A 16,998-nucleotide genomic window follows, 5' to 3' on the forward strand; every position below is an offset into this window, starting at 1 on the left:
TCCCTTCTCAACTCTCCACTTCTACTCATCTCTGATCGCTTCAATCGGTTTGATAGCCATCGCACGGTAAGCAGGTGCCAGTCCTGCCAACATACCTAATGCGATCAGCAGGGCACAGGTTCCGACTGCTAATCCGAAGCTGACTTGGAAATGAGCATCTCCTCCGTTGGAGTTCGCTCCCATCTCAACCAGTTGCAGCACCATGACAGCGAAAGAAATTCCGAACATGCCGGCGATGGTTGTCAAGACCATGCTTTCAGATAAGATTTGCTGCAGGATGTCTTTGGGGCGTGCACCGATGGCACGGCGTATGCCGATTTCTGTAGTGCGTTCTTTCACTGTCACCATCATGATATTCGATACACCAATGGCGCCTGCCAGCAAGGTACCCAAACCTACCATCCAGATCAGAATATGGATACCGGTGAATAAGTTGTCTACCATGGAAAACATAGCCTCAGCGTTCAGATACATAAGCGCCTGCTTGTCATTAGGAGCAATATAGTGTGCTGCCTTGATGATTTCTTCCATTTGGGGTTGTACATCGGAAACCTTTACGCCCCGTTTGACGGTGAAGCAGATTACATCAATTTGTCCGCCTAGATTATAAGTCTGCTGCATGGTGGTGAATGGAAGGGTAACAGCCTCGGAGGCACGGCCCTGTATGTTCATATCTCCTTCGGAAGAAGACATGCCGATGACTTGATAGTAGATGCCGTCTACCCGTACATATTTGCCACACGGGTCTTCTCCCGGTTTGAACAGGCTTTCGTAAACACGCTTGCCAATAACGCAGACCTTACGCGCTTCACGGATATCTACGTCGTTGATAAAACGCCCGTATGCCATTTCTTGTGATTCGATATGGAGATAGTCGGGATATAATCCTTTCACACTACAATCGTATTTCTTGTCTCCATAAATAGCGTTGGATCCCCAACGGGCAACGGAAGGGGTGATGACTTCCACATCCTTTACCTGCGAGCGGAGGCGTTCGATGTCGATGGCTTCCAGATCCCACCAGCGTCCTTTACGAAATCCTTTGTAGGCTTCTCCCGTTTTTTGGGCGGCAAGGAAGCCGGAGTTGGTGGCAAATCCCTCAAAGTTCTTTTGCATCATATCCTGCAATCCCTGTCCGCCGCCGATAAGCGCCACGAGCATGAAGATTCCCCAGAATACGCCGAATGCCGTCAGCAGGCTTCTCGTTTTATTTCTTGTGATGGTGATGAGGATTTCCTCACAAGTATCTATGTCTATTCTCATAATCTTTAATCGGCTCTAAGTGCTTCGATCGGTCGGATGCTGACTGCTTTGCGGGCAGGGAACAATCCGGCTAATGTTCCGGCTATTACTAATGTGAGTGTAGCTTGGATGGCGATTCCTATGTCGACCGTTGGATTCAGGAATACCGTTTCGGACCATATACCGTTGTCCATAGTCTGGTTTCCGAAGGCATTGTTCATCCATTCGGTGGCTCCGATACCTGCAACCATACCTATATATCCGAATATGGTGGTAATCGTGACGCTCTCTACGATAATCAGCCAAAGGATAGAAAGTGGTTTGGCTCCGAGCGCTTTGCGGATGCCAAATTCTCGGGTACGCTCTTTAACGGTAATCAGCATAATGTTCGAAACTCCGACAATTCCGCTTAATAAGGTGAAAATGCCAATCACCCAAATGGCAATACGAAGCATCGCCGATCCTTGCTGTTGCTGCAGATAATTGGTGAAACGGTTCCATATCCAGATGGCGCTATGATCGGTCGGGTCAAAACGCTGGTTGGCGCCGATCACTTTACGGTAGTGGGCTTCGAATTCCTCGTTAGACTCTATTGTTTCCAAATTCTTGGTGGTCATGATGAGGTTATTCAGCTTGTCTCCTTTATTATAAATCGTTTGCAGGGTTGTGAACGGAAGATAAGCATCGCTGTCTCCGCTGTCACCTTTGTCATTGTACAGTCCTACTACCTGATAGACAACATTGCCCGCATTCACGAATTGTCCGATGGGGTCAGTATGTGTTTTGTCGAACAGGATTTCGGCAGTCTTTTTGTGGAGTACAATTACTTTCCGTCGTTCTTTAATGTCGATTTCGTTAATGAAACGTCCCTTGAAAAGCTTTACTACTTCCACTTCCGTATGGTTGGGATATACTCCAGAAAGATTCAGGTTGACATATTCCGGTCCGAAGCTAAGGTTCACACCTCCCTGATATACGGTTGCTCCGGCCTTGATGACATGATCCGGAAAATTCTTATTGGTCGTATTCAAGTCTTTGTTATCCAGTCGTATCCGCCTTCCTTCCTTCAGACCGTCGTATGATTTACTGGTCCATCCCGGAAAAATTTTGATGGAGTTCATGGCCCGTTCCGAAGCCGACTGTTCGAATGCGTGAATCAGCCCGTTGCCGGCACCCAGCAGGACGATGAGCATAAATATTCCCCATGCGACGGCAAATCCGGTGAGAAAAGTCCTCAACTTATTGCGTTTGATGGTACTATATATTTCTTGCCAAATATCAATCATATTTTAAGTAATAAGTTATAAGTAATAAGTTATAAGTAATAGGTTATAAGTAATAAGTAATAGGTAATAGGTATTAGGCTGCGCTGTGACCGCATGGAATTAATACTTAATACTTATTACCTATTACTTATTTCATAATTCCGTTTTGGCCGAATGGAGAGGCGTCGTGGTCGAGGTTCTCTTCAATCCGTTCGATAATACCATCTTTGATATGGATGATCTTGTCCGTTTGGTTGGCAACACCACTTTCGTGGGTTACGACGACGATGGTCATTCCCATTCGATGCAAGTCTTTCAATATCTGCATTACTTCTACGGAAGTTTTGCTGTCCAGAGCACCTGTCGGTTCGTCGGCAAGGATGATCTGCGGCTGGGTGATTAATGCGCGGGCGATGGCTACACGTTGTTTCTGACCGCCACTCATTTCATTTGGCATGTGGTGTGCCCACTCCTTTAGTCCCAGCCGGTCGAGATATTCCAGAGCGAGTGCATTTCGCTTTTTGCGGCTTACACCTTGATAAAATAAGGGAAGTGCCACGTTTTCTACGGCATCCTTGAATGATATCAGGTTGAATGACTGGAAGATAAATCCGATCATACGGTTTCGATACTCGGCGGCTTTCGTTTCGCTCAAGTCTTTGATAAGTACGTTGTTCAGATAATAATCCCCGGTATCGTAGTTATCGAGTATTCCTAATATGTTTAGTAAAGTAGATTTGCCTGAACCCGAAGCTCCCATGATGGAAACGAACTCACCTCGCTGAATGTCGAGATTGATGCCCTTGAGTACATGGAGAGGTGCTCCGTTGTTGTAGGTCTTGTTAATGTCTGTTAGTTTTATCACAATTTCCCTTATTAAGTTTCTTTTTTCTTTTTATTTTTCACTATTAGACGCATGAAAGATACGAAAAGTTGCAAACAGAGTGAACTTTTTTGAAAAAACATTTTGTAGACTCAATCTTCTTTACGTAATTTGTGTGCAGTAAACTTTATAATTAACTAACCCTTTTAAATAAAGTATCATGAATTCAAACATGGAGAAACCCTACGTAGTAGGTATTGACATAGGCGGAACAAACACCGTCTTTGGGATTGTAGACGCACGCGGAACTATTATTGCCAGTAGCTCGATTAAAACAGCCGGCTATCCGACTGCTGCAGAATATGCTGACGAAGTATGCAAAAACTTGCTTCCGTTGATCATTGCTAATGGTGGTGTAGATAAGATCAGAGGTATCGGTGTCGGTGCTCCTAATGGTAACTATTATACCGGAACTATTGAATTTGCTCCGAACTTGCCTTGGAAAGGAATTCTTCCGTTGGCTGCTATGTTTGAAGAAAGACTGGGTATTCCTACTGCTTTGACCAATGATGCTAATGCTGCTGCTATCGGTGAAATGACTTACGGCGCTGCCCGTGGTATGAAAGATTTTATTATGATCACTCTGGGTACAGGTGTAGGTAGCGGTATCGTTATCAACGGTCAGATGGTTTATGGTCATGACGGTTTTGCCGGAGAATTGGGCCACGTAATTGCACGTCGTGACGGTCGTGTTTGTGGTTGCGGTCGTAAAGGTTGTCTGGAAACTTACTGTTCGGCTACCGGTGTAGCTCGTACTGCTCGTGAATTCCTGGCTGCTCGTACTGATGCAAGCTTGCTTCGTAATATTCCTGCTGAAAACATCACTTCAAAAGATGTATATGATGCAGCTGTACAAGGTGATAAACTGGCACAGGAAATCTTCGAATTTACAGGTAATATTTTAGGTGAGGCTTTGGCAGACGCTATTGCATTCTCCAGCCCTGAAGCAATTGTATTGTTCGGTGGTTTGGCTAAGTCGGGTGATTATATTATGAAGCCGATTCAGAAAGCAATCGATGACAATATCCTGAATATCTACAAAGGCAAGACTAAATTGCTTGTTTCCGAACTGAAAGATTCTGACGCTGCTGTACTGGGTGCCAGTGCTTTGGCTTGGGAATTGAAAGATCTGAAAGAATAATATCATTTTTTTATAATAAAGGTAATTGGATCCCCGGGGGCGTTGAGTTTCCGGGGATTTTTGGTTTTACAGGCATGCTGAAAAATAACAAAGAATCTTATACCCCTAATACAATATTGACATCGATATTCAATTTTCTGCTAATTTCACGAGCTACTTTTAAGGTTGGTTCGCTTCTGCCAGTAAAATAATCACTGATACGGGAAGGACTGACTCCAAGCAATTCTGATAATTTAGCCTGACTGAGTCCCATTTCATACATACGAAGTTTCATGATATCAACCAAAGAAGGAGTTTTTATTGGATAATACTCATCCTTGTATTCCTCTACAAGTGCTGACAATAAATCTAGTTCAATAAGATTTTTGTCAGATAAAGGAGTGTCATCATCAACTAATGGAAGAAGTTCTTCTATTCTTTCCATTGCAGCTTTATAAGCAGTCTCATTCTGAATCTTTGCCATATCTATACGTTTTTAACATCTCAATTATTTTACTTTTGGCTATACTCTCATGATTGCACTCTTTTATTCAAAAAAAAATATTATGTATTGAAAAACAAAACAATGTACTATTTTTCAATATATAAAGTGGGGAGGTAGGTGGTGATAGGTACTTATATGGAAAAACGAATCTTTTCTTCGAAATAGACTTTAGAACATTTTATGCGTCTATGGTTGCTAAAAAAACATTAATTCCTGGTCCGCTCTATGAATAACCGATAAATTTTGCATCTATGGTTCTCTTTGTGCTTGTATATATCGTGTTTTGCTATTTATTTGATCTGTTTGCGCTCTTTCTAATAGTGTGTTGTTTGGGAATATTATTTCTAGGTAACAAAATGATATTTGTTGGATGTTGGGAACAGGAGTTGAAATAGAATTCAAATCGTCTGAAAGTAGATGAGTTTGTGATATTCGGTGGGTAAAATGAACTTGGTTTTAAAGAAAGATTCCGTTGGTTTAAAACCAACGCCTCGTTCCTTTAAAACCAAAAACTCTTTTTAATCCTTTAAAACTTGCATAATCCATGGATTTTATGCAGAAAAGCAGTTGTGTATTGCATATTTATAAGTCATTTTGTGCAATAATTCGTCTGGAACACAGGTTTCTCTCTGCTTTTTAATAATAGAAATCTTAAAGATGGGACATTGAACTCCACTTTCACTATTGTTGTCAATCGAACAATAGAGATTTTTGCGATGGTGACACTATCCTGATCGCATAGTGTCAGTATCCCGTAGGTATAGTGACACTATACCGGCAGGATGGTGTCACTATGTTCAAATGCTCGCTATGACAAAAGTATGGAAGAGAGCTGGCTTGAAATAAAAAAGAGGAAATCCCGTTGCCGGAACTTCCTCTTTTTTATTTCGAATCTCAGAGTTCAGCTTAGTTGTTAACTCTTTTTTCTTTGATTCTAGCTTTCTTACCAGTAAGAGCGCGCAGGTAATACAATTTAGCGCGACGAACTTTACCTACCTTGTTCACTTCGATGCTATCGATAGCCGGTGATTCGATTGGAAAAATTCTTTCTACACCTACAGTACCTGACATTTTACGTACAGTAAAACGTTTCTTGTCTCCGTGACCGGCGATTTTGATAACAACACCACGGTACAACTGTACACGTTCTTTGTTACCCTCGATGATACGATATGCTACTGTTACAGTGTCTCCTGCTTTGAAGCTCGGGTGCTGTTTACCGGTAGCAAATGCTTCTTCTGCAATTTTAATTAAATCCATTGTTGCTATTATTAAATTGTTTTATCGTTACAACGCAACATACCAAGTATCTCTTCTCTTGACAGCGATTGCGCGAAAGCGGTGCAAAGTAACGAATTATTTATCAGATAGCCAAATGTTTTGGAGAAAATGATCGGCTGTGAGCTGGTATCGAATGTTTTTGGGGTTACATCAAACAAATGTGGCAATAGATTTGTATCTTTATGATTGGGAATAGGAAAAAAGGCACTGCCGGGGAATGTGGAGAAGGGTTCACTTCTCTTTTGCAGCAGCCTTTATTGATCATTTTAAACAGTAAAAAATGGGGAATTTAATTTCATTTATGAAGAAGGTAGCCGACGGGCTACGGGAAAGTGGGAATTATGGGACCGCCCATATTTACAGGAGTAGCATGAGTGCAATCCTTGCATTCAATGAAAGCGGGAATCTGCCTTTCCGAAAAGTGACTCCGGAGTTTTTGAAAAGTTTTGAAGCGTATCTGCGTGGAAGAAATTGTAGCTGGAATACGGTTTCTACTTATATGCGTACGCTGAGAGCTGTGTACAATCGGGCAGTAGACCGACGCATTGCACCTTATGTACCGCATCATTTCCGGTATGTCTATACGGGGACACGTGCTGATAAAAAGCGTGCATTGGAAAAAGAGGATATGGAACGTCTTATGAAAGATCTTCCGAAACAGCTGCACTCGGGAAACAGGGAATTGCAGCGTGCTCGTGGTTTTTTCATATTAATGTTTTTGCTGCGTGGTATGCCTTTCGTCGATCTTGCTTATCTGAAAAAACATGATATAGACGGAAATGTCCTTACTTATCGTCGGAGGAAAACAGGCAGAATGCTGACTGTGACTCTTTTGCCGGAAGCGGTGAAATTGATCAAACAGCATATGAATACCGATCCTGCTTCTCCTTATCTCTTTTCGTTGATTTCCAGCAAGGAAGGAACGGAGGAAGCATATAAGGAATACCAGTTGGCATTGCGTAACTTTAATTATCAGCTGATGATTCTGAAACAAGTGCTGGGACTGACTACGGATCTGAGTTCATATACAGCGCGTCACACATGGGCTACGATGGCTTATTATTGTGAGGTGCACCCCGGTGTCATTTCAGAAGCGATGGGACATTCATCTATCACTGTCACAGAGACCTATCTGAAACCTTTCAAGAATAAGAAAATTGATGAAGCGAATGTAATGGTTTTCTCTTCCTTTAGGAAGTCTTTCTCGGTAGGTAATTATTTGAATTAAAGCCTGTTACTTTGTAGGTAACGGGGAGATAATACGCTGCAAAGATGAACATATTTTGGAAAACATGCAAACAAAAAAGATATTTTTTCTGATAAACTACTAAAAAAAGGAAATACACCAAACAAAACTGCGGATTTTTTGTGAAGAACACACCATGCTCTCTTATTGTTGCAAAAGATTTCCCTCCCCTCTGCTGCTATTCTAAAGCAGGGGTTAAATATATTTTGATACTTATGTTTCTTGTCTACCCTTTAGACGCTTCTTCAGAAGTAGCTACAGGCTGTTTCCCGTTACCTACAAAGTAACGGGCGAATATTATTTGAACTTAGTGTTTAATAATATATTATTAATGTAATTTTTAAGTAGTTATGAAGAAAAAATTTATTAGAGTGATGTTTTTCGGAGCATTGGCGCTAACCACATTTTCATATGTAGGTTGTAAGGACTACGATGACGATATCGATCGGTTAGAGCAGAAGATAACCGAAAATGCCAACGCTATTGCGGAAATCAACAAGCTGATCGAAGGGGGATCTGTGATCACAAAAGTTGAGAACATTACCGGTGGTGTGGAAGTAACATTGAGCAACGGTAAGAGCTTTACCATCAAAAATGGTGATGCCGGAAAAGATGGTACTCAATGGACAATTGGTGATGACGGATACTGGTATCAGGATGGCAAGAAAACAGAGTTCAAGGCTAAAGGTGATAAAGGTGATCAAGGAGAACCGGGCACTCCGGGCGAGCCGGGAACTCCAGGTACTCCGGGTGAACCGGGAGAACCAGGACAGCCGGGTACTCCAGGTAAAGACGGTGATACCTATATTCCAGGTGAAGACGGATTCTGGTACAAGAATGAAGTGAAGCCGGAAAACAAGACTGATATGACTTGGGTTATCCCAGGAGTCGTTTCTGTTGCAGATATGGGAGATTACTATATTTTCAGTAATCTGAAGAATGAAGCTGGTGAAGCGACTTCTGCTACAGTTTATAAATACTCTGCTACTTTTGTTTCTTCTTTAGTACATGTACCTTCTAATATTCATAAAGAATTAGGAGATGTAGTATTTTTGCCGGTTATTGGTTATGATGAGAACTCTAAGGAAGCAGCTCCTGTATATGAATATAACAGTTCTAATAAGGTTGTAGATGCGACTTTGGTTAATGGATGGGCTACATTTGAGTACAAACTGAATCCGGCTAATGTTAATCCTAAGTATTACACAGGAGTAAGTTTTGTCGAAAAAACAGCTACAGTAGCAACTAAAGCTGTTACTGAAATAGGATTACCTATTGCTAAAGTTGTTCCTAACGAAGATCGTGGCAAATTGATCGTAAAAGCTACTGCTGGTGATAATGCAGAGAATCAGAATGCATTTAAGATGTTTACTGAATACAATGAGGATGGAACTATGGTTAGCAGATATAATAATCCTGTTGGCAAACCATTCTCTGAAGCAGATGAATATGGTGAAGTAAAAGAAAACGGTCTAGGTAAGGCTAACATGCTTGCTTATGTAGTTAAGAATACAAATGAACAATTAGGTGCTGCTGAAAATGTTAATGTAGTGTCTGACTATGTTGCTGCAAAACGTATGGTAGTTGAACAACAAGAAACAACTATTGCTATGCCGCTTAAGGGAACTGACAGACCTGCAGTGATTGATCAGGAAGCTCAGGTTCTGACTGAATTGACTGCAATTTATAAGTTGGCAGATGTAACGAAAGACGGTAAAGTAGACCAAGCATTAGTAAATGCTAAGGTGGCAGCTATCCAGCCTTTGTTGAAACTGAAATATACTGAGTCTTTGGATTTGAATACGGTACTGAAAGGGATTGCTACAAAATTCCATACCAATACAGGGTTTAATGCAAAGGACGGTCAATATTTGCTGACTGATCTGGGATTCGAAAACGTTACATTCAAATATGAATTGATGTCAAATCCTTTAGGAGAAGTTGATCAGACTTTCAGATATCTGAAACTTGATGGAAGTACAATCTCTGTGATTAATCAACAGGATGCCGCTATTGACCGTGAACCTGTTCTGAAAGTTCAAATGTACGTAGATGGCGTCTTTGTAATGACTAAGTTGCTGAAAATAAAGATTACACAACACGAACAGTTGACAGAAGACTTTATTAATAAAGATTTGCTTCCTCAGACGCTTGCTTGTTCACCCATCTATGGTGGTGGTTTAATATTGGATCAGGAAGTTCCTTTCAAACACGTGGACACCGCTGGTGAGTTAGATTATCTGTATAAGGTAGATGGTCTTAAGATTGACTTTGACCAATACTTCAATAAGCTGAAAATAAGCAAAGAGAAGTTTGTTGAATACTATGGCGCAAATCCTGTAGTTGAGGTTAAGAAAGATGGTGAAGAATTCACTGGTTGGAGTTTGACAGCTGATGATAGCAAGAATCTGAGAATTGATTATTCTAATGTTTCAGGAACGGCTACTACTTTAAATAACTATATCTACTTCGGATTGAAACCGGCATTGCATGCAGGTACTTATGTAATTAAGTTCAAGTATGCTACAACCAATAAATTGGCTGAATACGGTTCATTCACTATTACTACTACGTTGGTAGTGAAAGATCCTAAGCATGTTTGGGTATATAATCCATCTATGTGGAATGGTACAGAGAATATGCTGGGTTATGGTCAACCTACTTCAGGAGACTACGATACACCGTTCTTGATGAAGGCTGTCCTTGAAGATGGATTCAAAGAACCTGCACCTTGTTGTGGTAACTGGACATTTGCTATAGCAGATGCTACAATTGAAGCTACTGATGCCAAGATAGTTTTAGTTGGTGGTAAACATGAATTGCAAATCCTGAAGAAAGAATGGATGGATAAGAAGATTCGTATCAAGGTAACAGAAGAGCTTGCAATAGGTCGTACAATTGACAACTATGTATCTGCTGGTGCAGAGTCCAAAGAATTTGATATTGTATTCCCTAACCCGGTAGCATATACTCCGATCAATGCGTCTGCTTGGTATTTGGTTGACCAAGCTCCTACAGCAACATGGGATAACGGTGCTTATCTGCCAATCTATCGTTTCATTAAGCTGTATGATACACACAGAGGTGAAACTACCAATGGGCTGATGTATGATGGTAGCCAAAAAGCTCCTTGGGCTAAGTTGAATACTGTAGAAAGTGGAAAATCTCTGTTCAAGATGCATCAGGTTAAGGTTTCTTATGAGCTCTCTGATAAGAATAATGACATTGTGAAGAGACATGCTTCTATTGTGAAGAATGGTGAGAAAGAAGTTGGTTTGCTGAAATGGGAAAATACTGGTGGTGCAGCTGTTGGTTCAGTTGACCAGCCGATTGTAATCAATGTAACAATAGAGAATACATGGATGGGTGATCCGGCTCAAACAACGAAGCAAGTTCACGAAGTCACTGTATATGTGAAGAAAGCTGATACTAAGTATACGAAGCCAAGTACAGGATTCTTGGGTACATTGGCTGCTCCTGAAGGATTAGGCTCATACGCTGATTTGAACTAACATTAACTTGTAAATAGTTTTAGAAGGGTATCTTCATAAGAGAGGGTACCCTTCTTTAATAAATATCTTATTTAAAGAAAAGAGATGAGCATGAATAAAAAGAAATTGTGGATAGCAGCGTTTTCTTTGCTATTTGGCAGTATAGCCGTCTCTGCACAAGAACAGAGAATTAAAGAAGAAGGTAAGACGGAATTCAAATCCCATTGGTTTATGCAGGTACAAGCTGGTGCTGCGCATACCGTTGGTGAGGCCAAATTCACTGATCTTATATCTCCTGCAGTTGCATTGAATGTCGGTTATCAGTTTGCTCCCGCATGGAGTGCTCGTGTAGGCGTTAGCGGATGGCAGGCTAAAGGTAGTTGGGTTGCTCCACGGCAGGATTATAAATATAAATATCTTCAAGGTAATGTGGATATAGTATCTGATTTGAGTACGCTGTTTTGTGGTTTCAATCCCAAGCGTGTATTCAATGGCTATATATTTGCCGGAGCGGGTCTTAACCGTGGCTTCGACAATGACGAAGCTGTTGCAATTAACGCAGCCGGTTACCCGATGGGCTATCTTTGGACAGAAGGAAAGTTTCTTGTTGCCGGGCGCTTAGGTCTGGGATGCAACTTGCGCTTGAATGACCGTTTGGCTATCAATATAGAAGGTAATGCCAATGTTCTTTCCGACAAGTTTAATTCGAAGAAAGCGGGAAATGCCGACTGGCAGTTCAATGCTTTGGTGGGTTTGACTATTAAATTTGGCAAAGGTTATAAAGAAATCCCGCCTGTGTATTACGAACCGGAACCGGTCGTGGTGGAACAACCGAAACCTGCTCCTGTGGTAGAGCAGCCACAACCTAGAAAAGAGGTAGTAGTACAGCCAATGAAACAGGATATCTTTTTTGCCTTGAACTCGGCTAAGATACAAGACGACCAAAAGTCTAAAATCAATATGTTGGTAGAATATTTGCAGAAGAATCCGTCTGCCAAGGTAAAAGTGACTGGCTATGCGGATGCTAATACAGGAAATTCTAAGATCAATAAAACACTGTCCGAAAAACGTGCAGCTAATGTTGCAGAAGTTCTGAAAACAAAAGGAATAACTCCTGATAGAATCATTGCCGATTCCAAAGGTGATACTGTTCAGCCCTACAAAACACCGGAAGAAAACCGGGTGAGTATCTGTATTGCTGAATAAATCATGTTGCTCAACCGATACGTAAGTAACGGATGCGACTACTTTGCGGGTATCTGTCTCTGTGAAGCGATTGATAGTCGTTTTTCCCCACTAAGGATTTCCCCACTATAGTCCTTAGTTTATTTTAGTGAAGAGAGGAAAGGTCTGCACTTGCGAAAGACCGGACTTTTCGCTAACTCTATTCAAGGGACGTTCCTAATTTCCCCTTTTTCCCTGGGAACGTCCCTTTTTATTGCATATCATTGATGATAATCCTTCCCCATATAAAACTTAAGATATATACAAAAATGTCACACGCCCAATAGCACTTTGGGATTTTGAACAAATATATCCCTATCTTTGTCTTTTAAGATTTAGGGAAATAGAAAGAAAAGGTGTTATGGAAGAAGCATGGGAAAGGGAATCTTCTTCCTCTTAAAACAGCCTTTTAAGTATCATTTAAATTCGTATAATAATGGGGAATTTAATTTCATTCATGAAAGACGTAGCCGATGGGCTGCGGGAAAGTGGGAATTATGGGACCGCCCATATTTACAGGAGTAGTATGAGAGCCGTCATTTCATTCCACGGAAGTGGAAATCTTCCTTTTCGGAAAGTGAATCAGGAGTTTCTAAAAAATTTCGAAACGTATTTACGTGGAAAAGATTGTAGCTGGAATACGGTTTCCACCTATATGCGCACATTACGTGCAGTGTATAACCGAGCGGTTGACCGACATCTTGCTCCTTATGTGCCTCATCATTTTCGTTATGTCTATACAGGGACGAGGGCTGACAGAAAACGTGCACTGGACAAAGAGGATATGGAACGATTGATGGCAAAGCTGCCGAATCAGCTTTATTCCGGAATCAGAGACTTACAACGTACACGTGCCTTCTTTTTATTAATGTTTATGCTTCGCGGCATTCCATTCGTAGACCTTGCTTACTTGAAGAAGCGTGATATAGAAGGGAATGTCCTGACTTATCGCCGAAGAAAGACCGGCAGAATGCTGACCGTAACTCTTCTGCCCGAAGCAATGAAACTGATCAGGCAATACATGAATACTGATCCTGCCTCTCCTTATCTTTTTTCGCTGATCGCCAGCAAGGAAGGAACAGAAGAAGCGTATCGTGAATATCAGCTGGCCCTTCGTTATTTTAATAGTCAACTGGTGATTCTGAAAGGAGTGTTAGGATTGACTGCTGACTTAAGTTCATATACTGCCCGTCATACATGGGCTACGATGGCATATTATAGTGAAGTGCATCCCGGTATCATTTCAGAAGCTATGGGACATTCATCTATCACAGTAACAGAGACTTATCTGAAACCTTTTAAGAATAAGAAAATTGATGAGGCTAATGCAACGGTTTTCTCTCCCTTTAGAAAAACGTTTTTGAAGATAAGTTGCTGATAAATATGGTGTTACTTCTTAGGTAACGGCAAGAAAACACGCTGCAAATATGGACATATTTTGGAAAACATGCAAACAAAAAAGATATTATTTCTAATAAACAACTAAAAAAAGGAAACACATCAAACAAAACTGCGGATTTTTTGTGAAGAACACACCTTGCTCTCTAATTTTTGCAAAAGATTTCCCTCCCCTCTGCCGTCTCTCCAAAGCAGGGGTTAAAAATATCATAACTTATTTATTGAAAATGGCCCGCAGACGCTTCTGTCGGAGTGGGAAAATGTATTATCCCGTTACCTAAGAAGTAACGGGCGAGTATTATTTGAACTTAGTGTTTAATAATATATTATTAATGTAATTTTTAAGTAGTTATGAAGAAAAAATTTGTTAGGGTGATGCTTTTCGGAGCGTTGGCGCTTGCTACCGGTGCATCGTTCGTAGGTTGTAAAGACTACGATGATGACATTGATGCGGTAAATGCCAGAGTCGATGGAATTGAAAAAACTCTCTCGGAATTGCAAGCTCAAGTGGGAGGCTATGTGAAGTCTGTGGTGTATGATGCATCTACAGGCAAATTAACAGTGACTGGTGCGGATAGTAAAGAGTACACTATACCAATGCCTGAAGAATTGCCATCGTATACTCTTGATGTGACAAAGGATGGTAAGATTACTTTGAAGAAGGATGGTAAAGAAGTTAGTTCTGGTACTATCGACATTCCTGAAATCCCTGAAATTCCGACGTATAAGGAATTTGATCCATTGTTACTGACTGTAAAAGATGGCTATGTTTATTATGATGGCACAAAAACTTCTGTTGCGATTCCTGAGACCGCAAAAGGATCTATTACTGCTATCCTTGATGAAAAAGGAGTCGTTACAGGATATAGAATTGTAACGATCGAAAACGGTAAAGAAGTTACTGGTGAATTCTCTGTCATAGACGCTATACCTTTGAAGGGATTAGTATTTGAGCCCACTTGCTATGTGGGTGGAATCTCTGCATTGAAAGCTAACAACTTGACTTATAATGCATGGTCTCAAAATGCGTACGCTAAACCGTCAGAAACCGGTGAAACATATAAGTCTAATCCTACACTTTCTTATATTACTCCGCAAATCTGGGCATATTACCACATGAATCCGGCTAGCGTTTCAATGGCACAGATTGAAAGCCTGAAATTCCTTTCAGGCGATAAGGATTATTATCCAGTTTCTCGTGCTGCTGCAATGGATCCAACTGCTAATATAAAGAAATCAGATGTCGTAACCGAAGACGGACAACGTTATCTTAAAGTTGCAATGGATGCAGATGCAGAAAAGATACCGGCACTGAATTCTGGTAAGGTAGCTGTATATGCTTTGCAGGCTCAGACCAAAGCTATTGGTGCTGACGAAGCTAAAGTAATTACCTCTGATTACGCTAGTATATATAAGGTACTTATGAGCGACTTCGTTCTAGAAACCAAAATTGATGCAGAAGACGTAATCTTATATGGACAAAGCATTTCTCGTACTGGTTCTACTCCTAATGCTAATGCAGGTAAGGCACAAGAAGCTATTGATGCAAATGCAGATTACACTGTAGCTACAGATGGTACACTTAAATTAGCAGATAAAATCTCTACTTATTATAAAGAAAACAATGGTACTGAATTAGTTAAGATGACTAATATTAAAGATAACGGTCTGAAATATGTCTTCACTGCTTCCAATTACATTGGTGGAGCTAATAATGAGACAGAACAGAACTCATTCTTTAATGGTAGTGATGCTGCTAAAGGTATTATTAACCCTGAATATAAAGGTCAGGATTCTGAAGCAACTGAACATCGCGAGCCATTGTTACGTGTAGAATTGGTAGATACCACTAAGGTTCCTAATCAGGTAGTTGCTGTAGGATGGATTAAGACAAAGATTGTTAAGGGTACAATTGACGGATTCGGTAAAGTATTCACTAAAGATACTTATTACTATGGTTGTGAGAACAATGTTGCCAAATTGACTTACCTCAACATGAATGATGTTTATGCTGAAGCGAAGTTGAACAAGCCTGACTTCCATACAGCATATACATTGAAGAAAGATGATGGAGGTGCTATCGCTTTGGGTGAAGGAAGTACAGGAACAGTAACAGAAGTAACGGATCCTGAAGCTATTGCTACTACAGTAGTAGAGTGGACAGTAACTCCGGCAGAAGCTTTGGCTCTTGTTAAAAAGTCGAAGACAGAGATGTTCGCTACTGTGACTTATGAATCAGTAGACGGAACTCGTGGAGATATCACAATTACGATGAAAGCAAGCATCGCAATGCCTAGTGGAGTAATTAAGAATGACCAGAAGATTACTGAAGCTTGGTCACCTGATAAGTCTTATGTAAAAGCTGATGTGAAAGAACCGGTTACTGTAGCAGTAACAGACTTCAAACTTGATCTGTTTGATGTATTTGAAGGTCGTAAGGTTGTTGTTTCTGACGTTACAGAAGCGAACTTCCCATCATTTACGAAGGATAAGTTGACTGCGAAGTTTATCTTCTCAGGAGCTAAGGATGTAACTATCGGAACTGATAAATACACATTCACTGTAACAGCTAACGGTACTCAATTGAATGCTAGCAAGAATAGTGCTACTGCAACTAAGATTGCTACAATTGATGCTGACGGTATTATTACTTACAATAAGGCTGACGAGAATGCACAAGCATTGTTGAATAAGTCTGCTTACAACGTGGATCCGTTCACTGTAGGTATTGAAATTGTGGTAACTAACGAATGCGATGAAATCTTACCGTTGACTGGTAACAAATTTGATGTGAAGTTCTTGCGTCCTATCAATGTAGTTGACTTGAAGTCTGCCGAATTGCAGGATGCAACTACAGGAACTGCTAAGATCGACATGAGCAAGTTACTTGGTTTGACAGACTGGAGAGGTCAAGCGTTTGCTGTAGCGCCTATCGATTTCTATACTTATTATGGAGTTACTGGTAGTGCAATTTCAATTGATAAGGATCAGATCATGACAACATTGAATGCAAGCGAAGCTGCACCAAAACTGTTGAAGGACGTTGCACCTAACATGTCAATTAATTACACATGTGATCTTCAGAAAATAGGTGGTGACATAACGTATGGTGACCTTGTTTATGCAAACGGTAAGTTTACTATAAATGCACCATTCAAACTGTTTATTCCTGTAACGGTTAAATATACGTTCGGTGAAGTAACCAGCACAGTAACATTAACAATTACTCCGACTCACCAGTAATTGATTGATCTCTCACGATAGCAATATCGACAAAGATAAGAAGGGTATCTTTTTCAAAAGAAGGATACCCTTCTTTAATAAAGTTAATGCAGTATCATAT

Annotated in this window: 11 protein-coding genes; 6 read left to right on the top strand and 5 right to left on the bottom strand. The window is 40.7% G+C overall.

The genetic code is table 11. The annotated features are described in order from the left end of the window. Positions 1 to 21: 21 nt before the first annotated feature. From DW640_RS16240 to DW640_RS16250, 3 genes are all read right to left on the bottom strand, one after another. A complete protein-coding gene (locus DW640_RS16240) occupies positions 22 to 1,263 on the bottom strand; it encodes an ABC transporter permease (RefSeq protein WP_008763620.1) in 1,242 nt (413 codons plus the stop codon). A gap of 5 nt (positions 1,264 to 1,268) precedes the next feature. Further along, on the bottom strand, positions 1,269 to 2,528 hold the full coding sequence (locus tag DW640_RS16245) for an ABC transporter permease (protein WP_008763621.1): 1,260 nt from the start codon (positions 2,526 to 2,528) through the stop codon (positions 1,269 to 1,271). 127 nt (positions 2,529 to 2,655) lie between these two features. After that, positions 2,656 to 3,372 carry an ABC transporter ATP-binding protein gene (locus DW640_RS16250; RefSeq protein ID WP_008765150.1) on the bottom strand — a complete coding sequence of 239 codons (717 nt, stop codon included), beginning with the start codon at positions 3,370 to 3,372 and terminating at the stop codon, positions 2,656 to 2,658. A 178-nt stretch (positions 3,373 to 3,550) separates the two neighbouring features. On the opposite strand from DW640_RS16250, the gene DW640_RS16255 reads away from it, so the two are divergent. Continuing rightward, positions 3,551 to 4,531 carry an ROK family protein gene (locus DW640_RS16255; RefSeq protein ID WP_008763623.1) on the top strand — a complete coding sequence of 327 codons (981 nt, stop codon included), beginning with the start codon at positions 3,551 to 3,553 and terminating at the stop codon, positions 4,529 to 4,531. Between the two features lie 97 nt (positions 4,532 to 4,628). Here the strand turns inward: DW640_RS16255 and DW640_RS16260 are convergent, their stop codons facing one another. Together DW640_RS16260 and rplS are read right to left on the bottom strand one after the other, a co-directional pair. Next, positions 4,629 to 4,994 (bottom strand): type II toxin-antitoxin system HigA family antitoxin, encoded by a 366-nt coding sequence (locus DW640_RS16260; RefSeq protein ID WP_113748130.1) that lies wholly within the window; start codon positions 4,992 to 4,994, stop codon positions 4,629 to 4,631. 927 nt (positions 4,995 to 5,921) lie between these two features. Further along, positions 5,922 to 6,275, bottom strand: coding sequence for a 50S ribosomal protein L19 (gene rplS, locus DW640_RS16265; protein ID WP_005675578.1), 354 nt, complete (start codon positions 6,273 to 6,275; stop codon positions 5,922 to 5,924). Between the two features lie 301 nt (positions 6,276 to 6,576). Here rplS and DW640_RS16270 point away from each other — a divergent pair, with 301 nt between their 5' ends. The 5 genes from DW640_RS16270 (at position 6,577) to DW640_RS16300 (ending at position 16,898) form a co-directional block, all read left to right on the top strand. Then, entirely contained in the window at positions 6,577 to 7,524 is a 948-nt protein-coding gene (locus DW640_RS16270; protein ID WP_117578708.1) for a site-specific integrase, read from the top strand. 368 nt (positions 7,525 to 7,892) lie between these two features. After that, the gene (locus tag DW640_RS16280) at positions 7,893 to 11,054 is read left to right on the top strand and encodes a PL29 family lyase N-terminal domain-containing protein (RefSeq protein WP_061474138.1); all 3,162 of its coding nucleotides are present in this window, start codon (positions 7,893 to 7,895) and stop codon (positions 11,052 to 11,054) included. A 90-nt stretch (positions 11,055 to 11,144) separates the two neighbouring features. Beyond that, entirely contained in the window at positions 11,145 to 12,239 is a 1,095-nt protein-coding gene (locus tag DW640_RS16285) for an OmpA family protein (RefSeq protein ID WP_008765146.1), read from the top strand. 454 nt (positions 12,240 to 12,693) lie between these two features. After that, positions 12,694 to 13,635 carry a site-specific integrase gene (locus tag DW640_RS16290; protein ID WP_008763630.1) on the top strand — a complete coding sequence of 314 codons (942 nt, stop codon included), beginning with the start codon at positions 12,694 to 12,696 and terminating at the stop codon, positions 13,633 to 13,635. A gap of 371 nt (positions 13,636 to 14,006) precedes the next feature. Further along, a complete protein-coding gene (locus tag DW640_RS16300; RefSeq protein WP_048693860.1) occupies positions 14,007 to 16,898 on the top strand; it encodes a hypothetical protein in 2,892 nt (963 codons plus the stop codon). The last annotated feature ends 100 nt before the right edge of the window (positions 16,899 to 16,998 follow it).

It is taken from the genome of Bacteroides sp. AM23-12 (assembly GCF_003434395.1).
GTDB classification, from domain to species: domain Bacteria; phylum Bacteroidota; class Bacteroidia; order Bacteroidales; family Bacteroidaceae; genus Bacteroides; species Bacteroides thetaiotaomicron.

Coding starts and splice junctions, on each gene's coding strand:
- DW640_RS16240 (WP_008763620.1), bottom strand. CDS start 1,263: ATGAGAATAGACATAGATACTTGTGAGGAAATCCTCATCACCATCACA.
- DW640_RS16245 (WP_008763621.1), bottom strand. CDS start 2,528: ATGATTGATATTTGGCAAGAAATATATAGTACCATCAAACGCAATAAG.
- DW640_RS16255 (WP_008763623.1), top strand. CDS start 3,551: ATGAATTCAAACATGGAGAAACCCTACGTAGTAGGTATTGACATAGGC.
- DW640_RS16260 (WP_113748130.1), bottom strand. CDS start 4,994: ATGGCAAAGATTCAGAATGAGACTGCTTATAAAGCTGCAATGGAAAGA.
- rplS (WP_005675578.1), bottom strand. CDS start 6,275: ATGGATTTAATTAAAATTGCAGAAGAAGCATTTGCTACCGGTAAACAG.
- DW640_RS16270 (WP_117578708.1), top strand. CDS start 6,577: ATGGGGAATTTAATTTCATTTATGAAGAAGGTAGCCGACGGGCTACGG.
- DW640_RS16280 (WP_061474138.1), top strand. CDS start 7,893: ATGAAGAAAAAATTTATTAGAGTGATGTTTTTCGGAGCATTGGCGCTA.
- DW640_RS16285 (WP_008765146.1), top strand. CDS start 11,145: ATGAATAAAAAGAAATTGTGGATAGCAGCGTTTTCTTTGCTATTTGGC.
- DW640_RS16290 (WP_008763630.1), top strand. CDS start 12,694: ATGGGGAATTTAATTTCATTCATGAAAGACGTAGCCGATGGGCTGCGG.
- DW640_RS16300 (WP_048693860.1), top strand. CDS start 14,007: ATGAAGAAAAAATTTGTTAGGGTGATGCTTTTCGGAGCGTTGGCGCTT.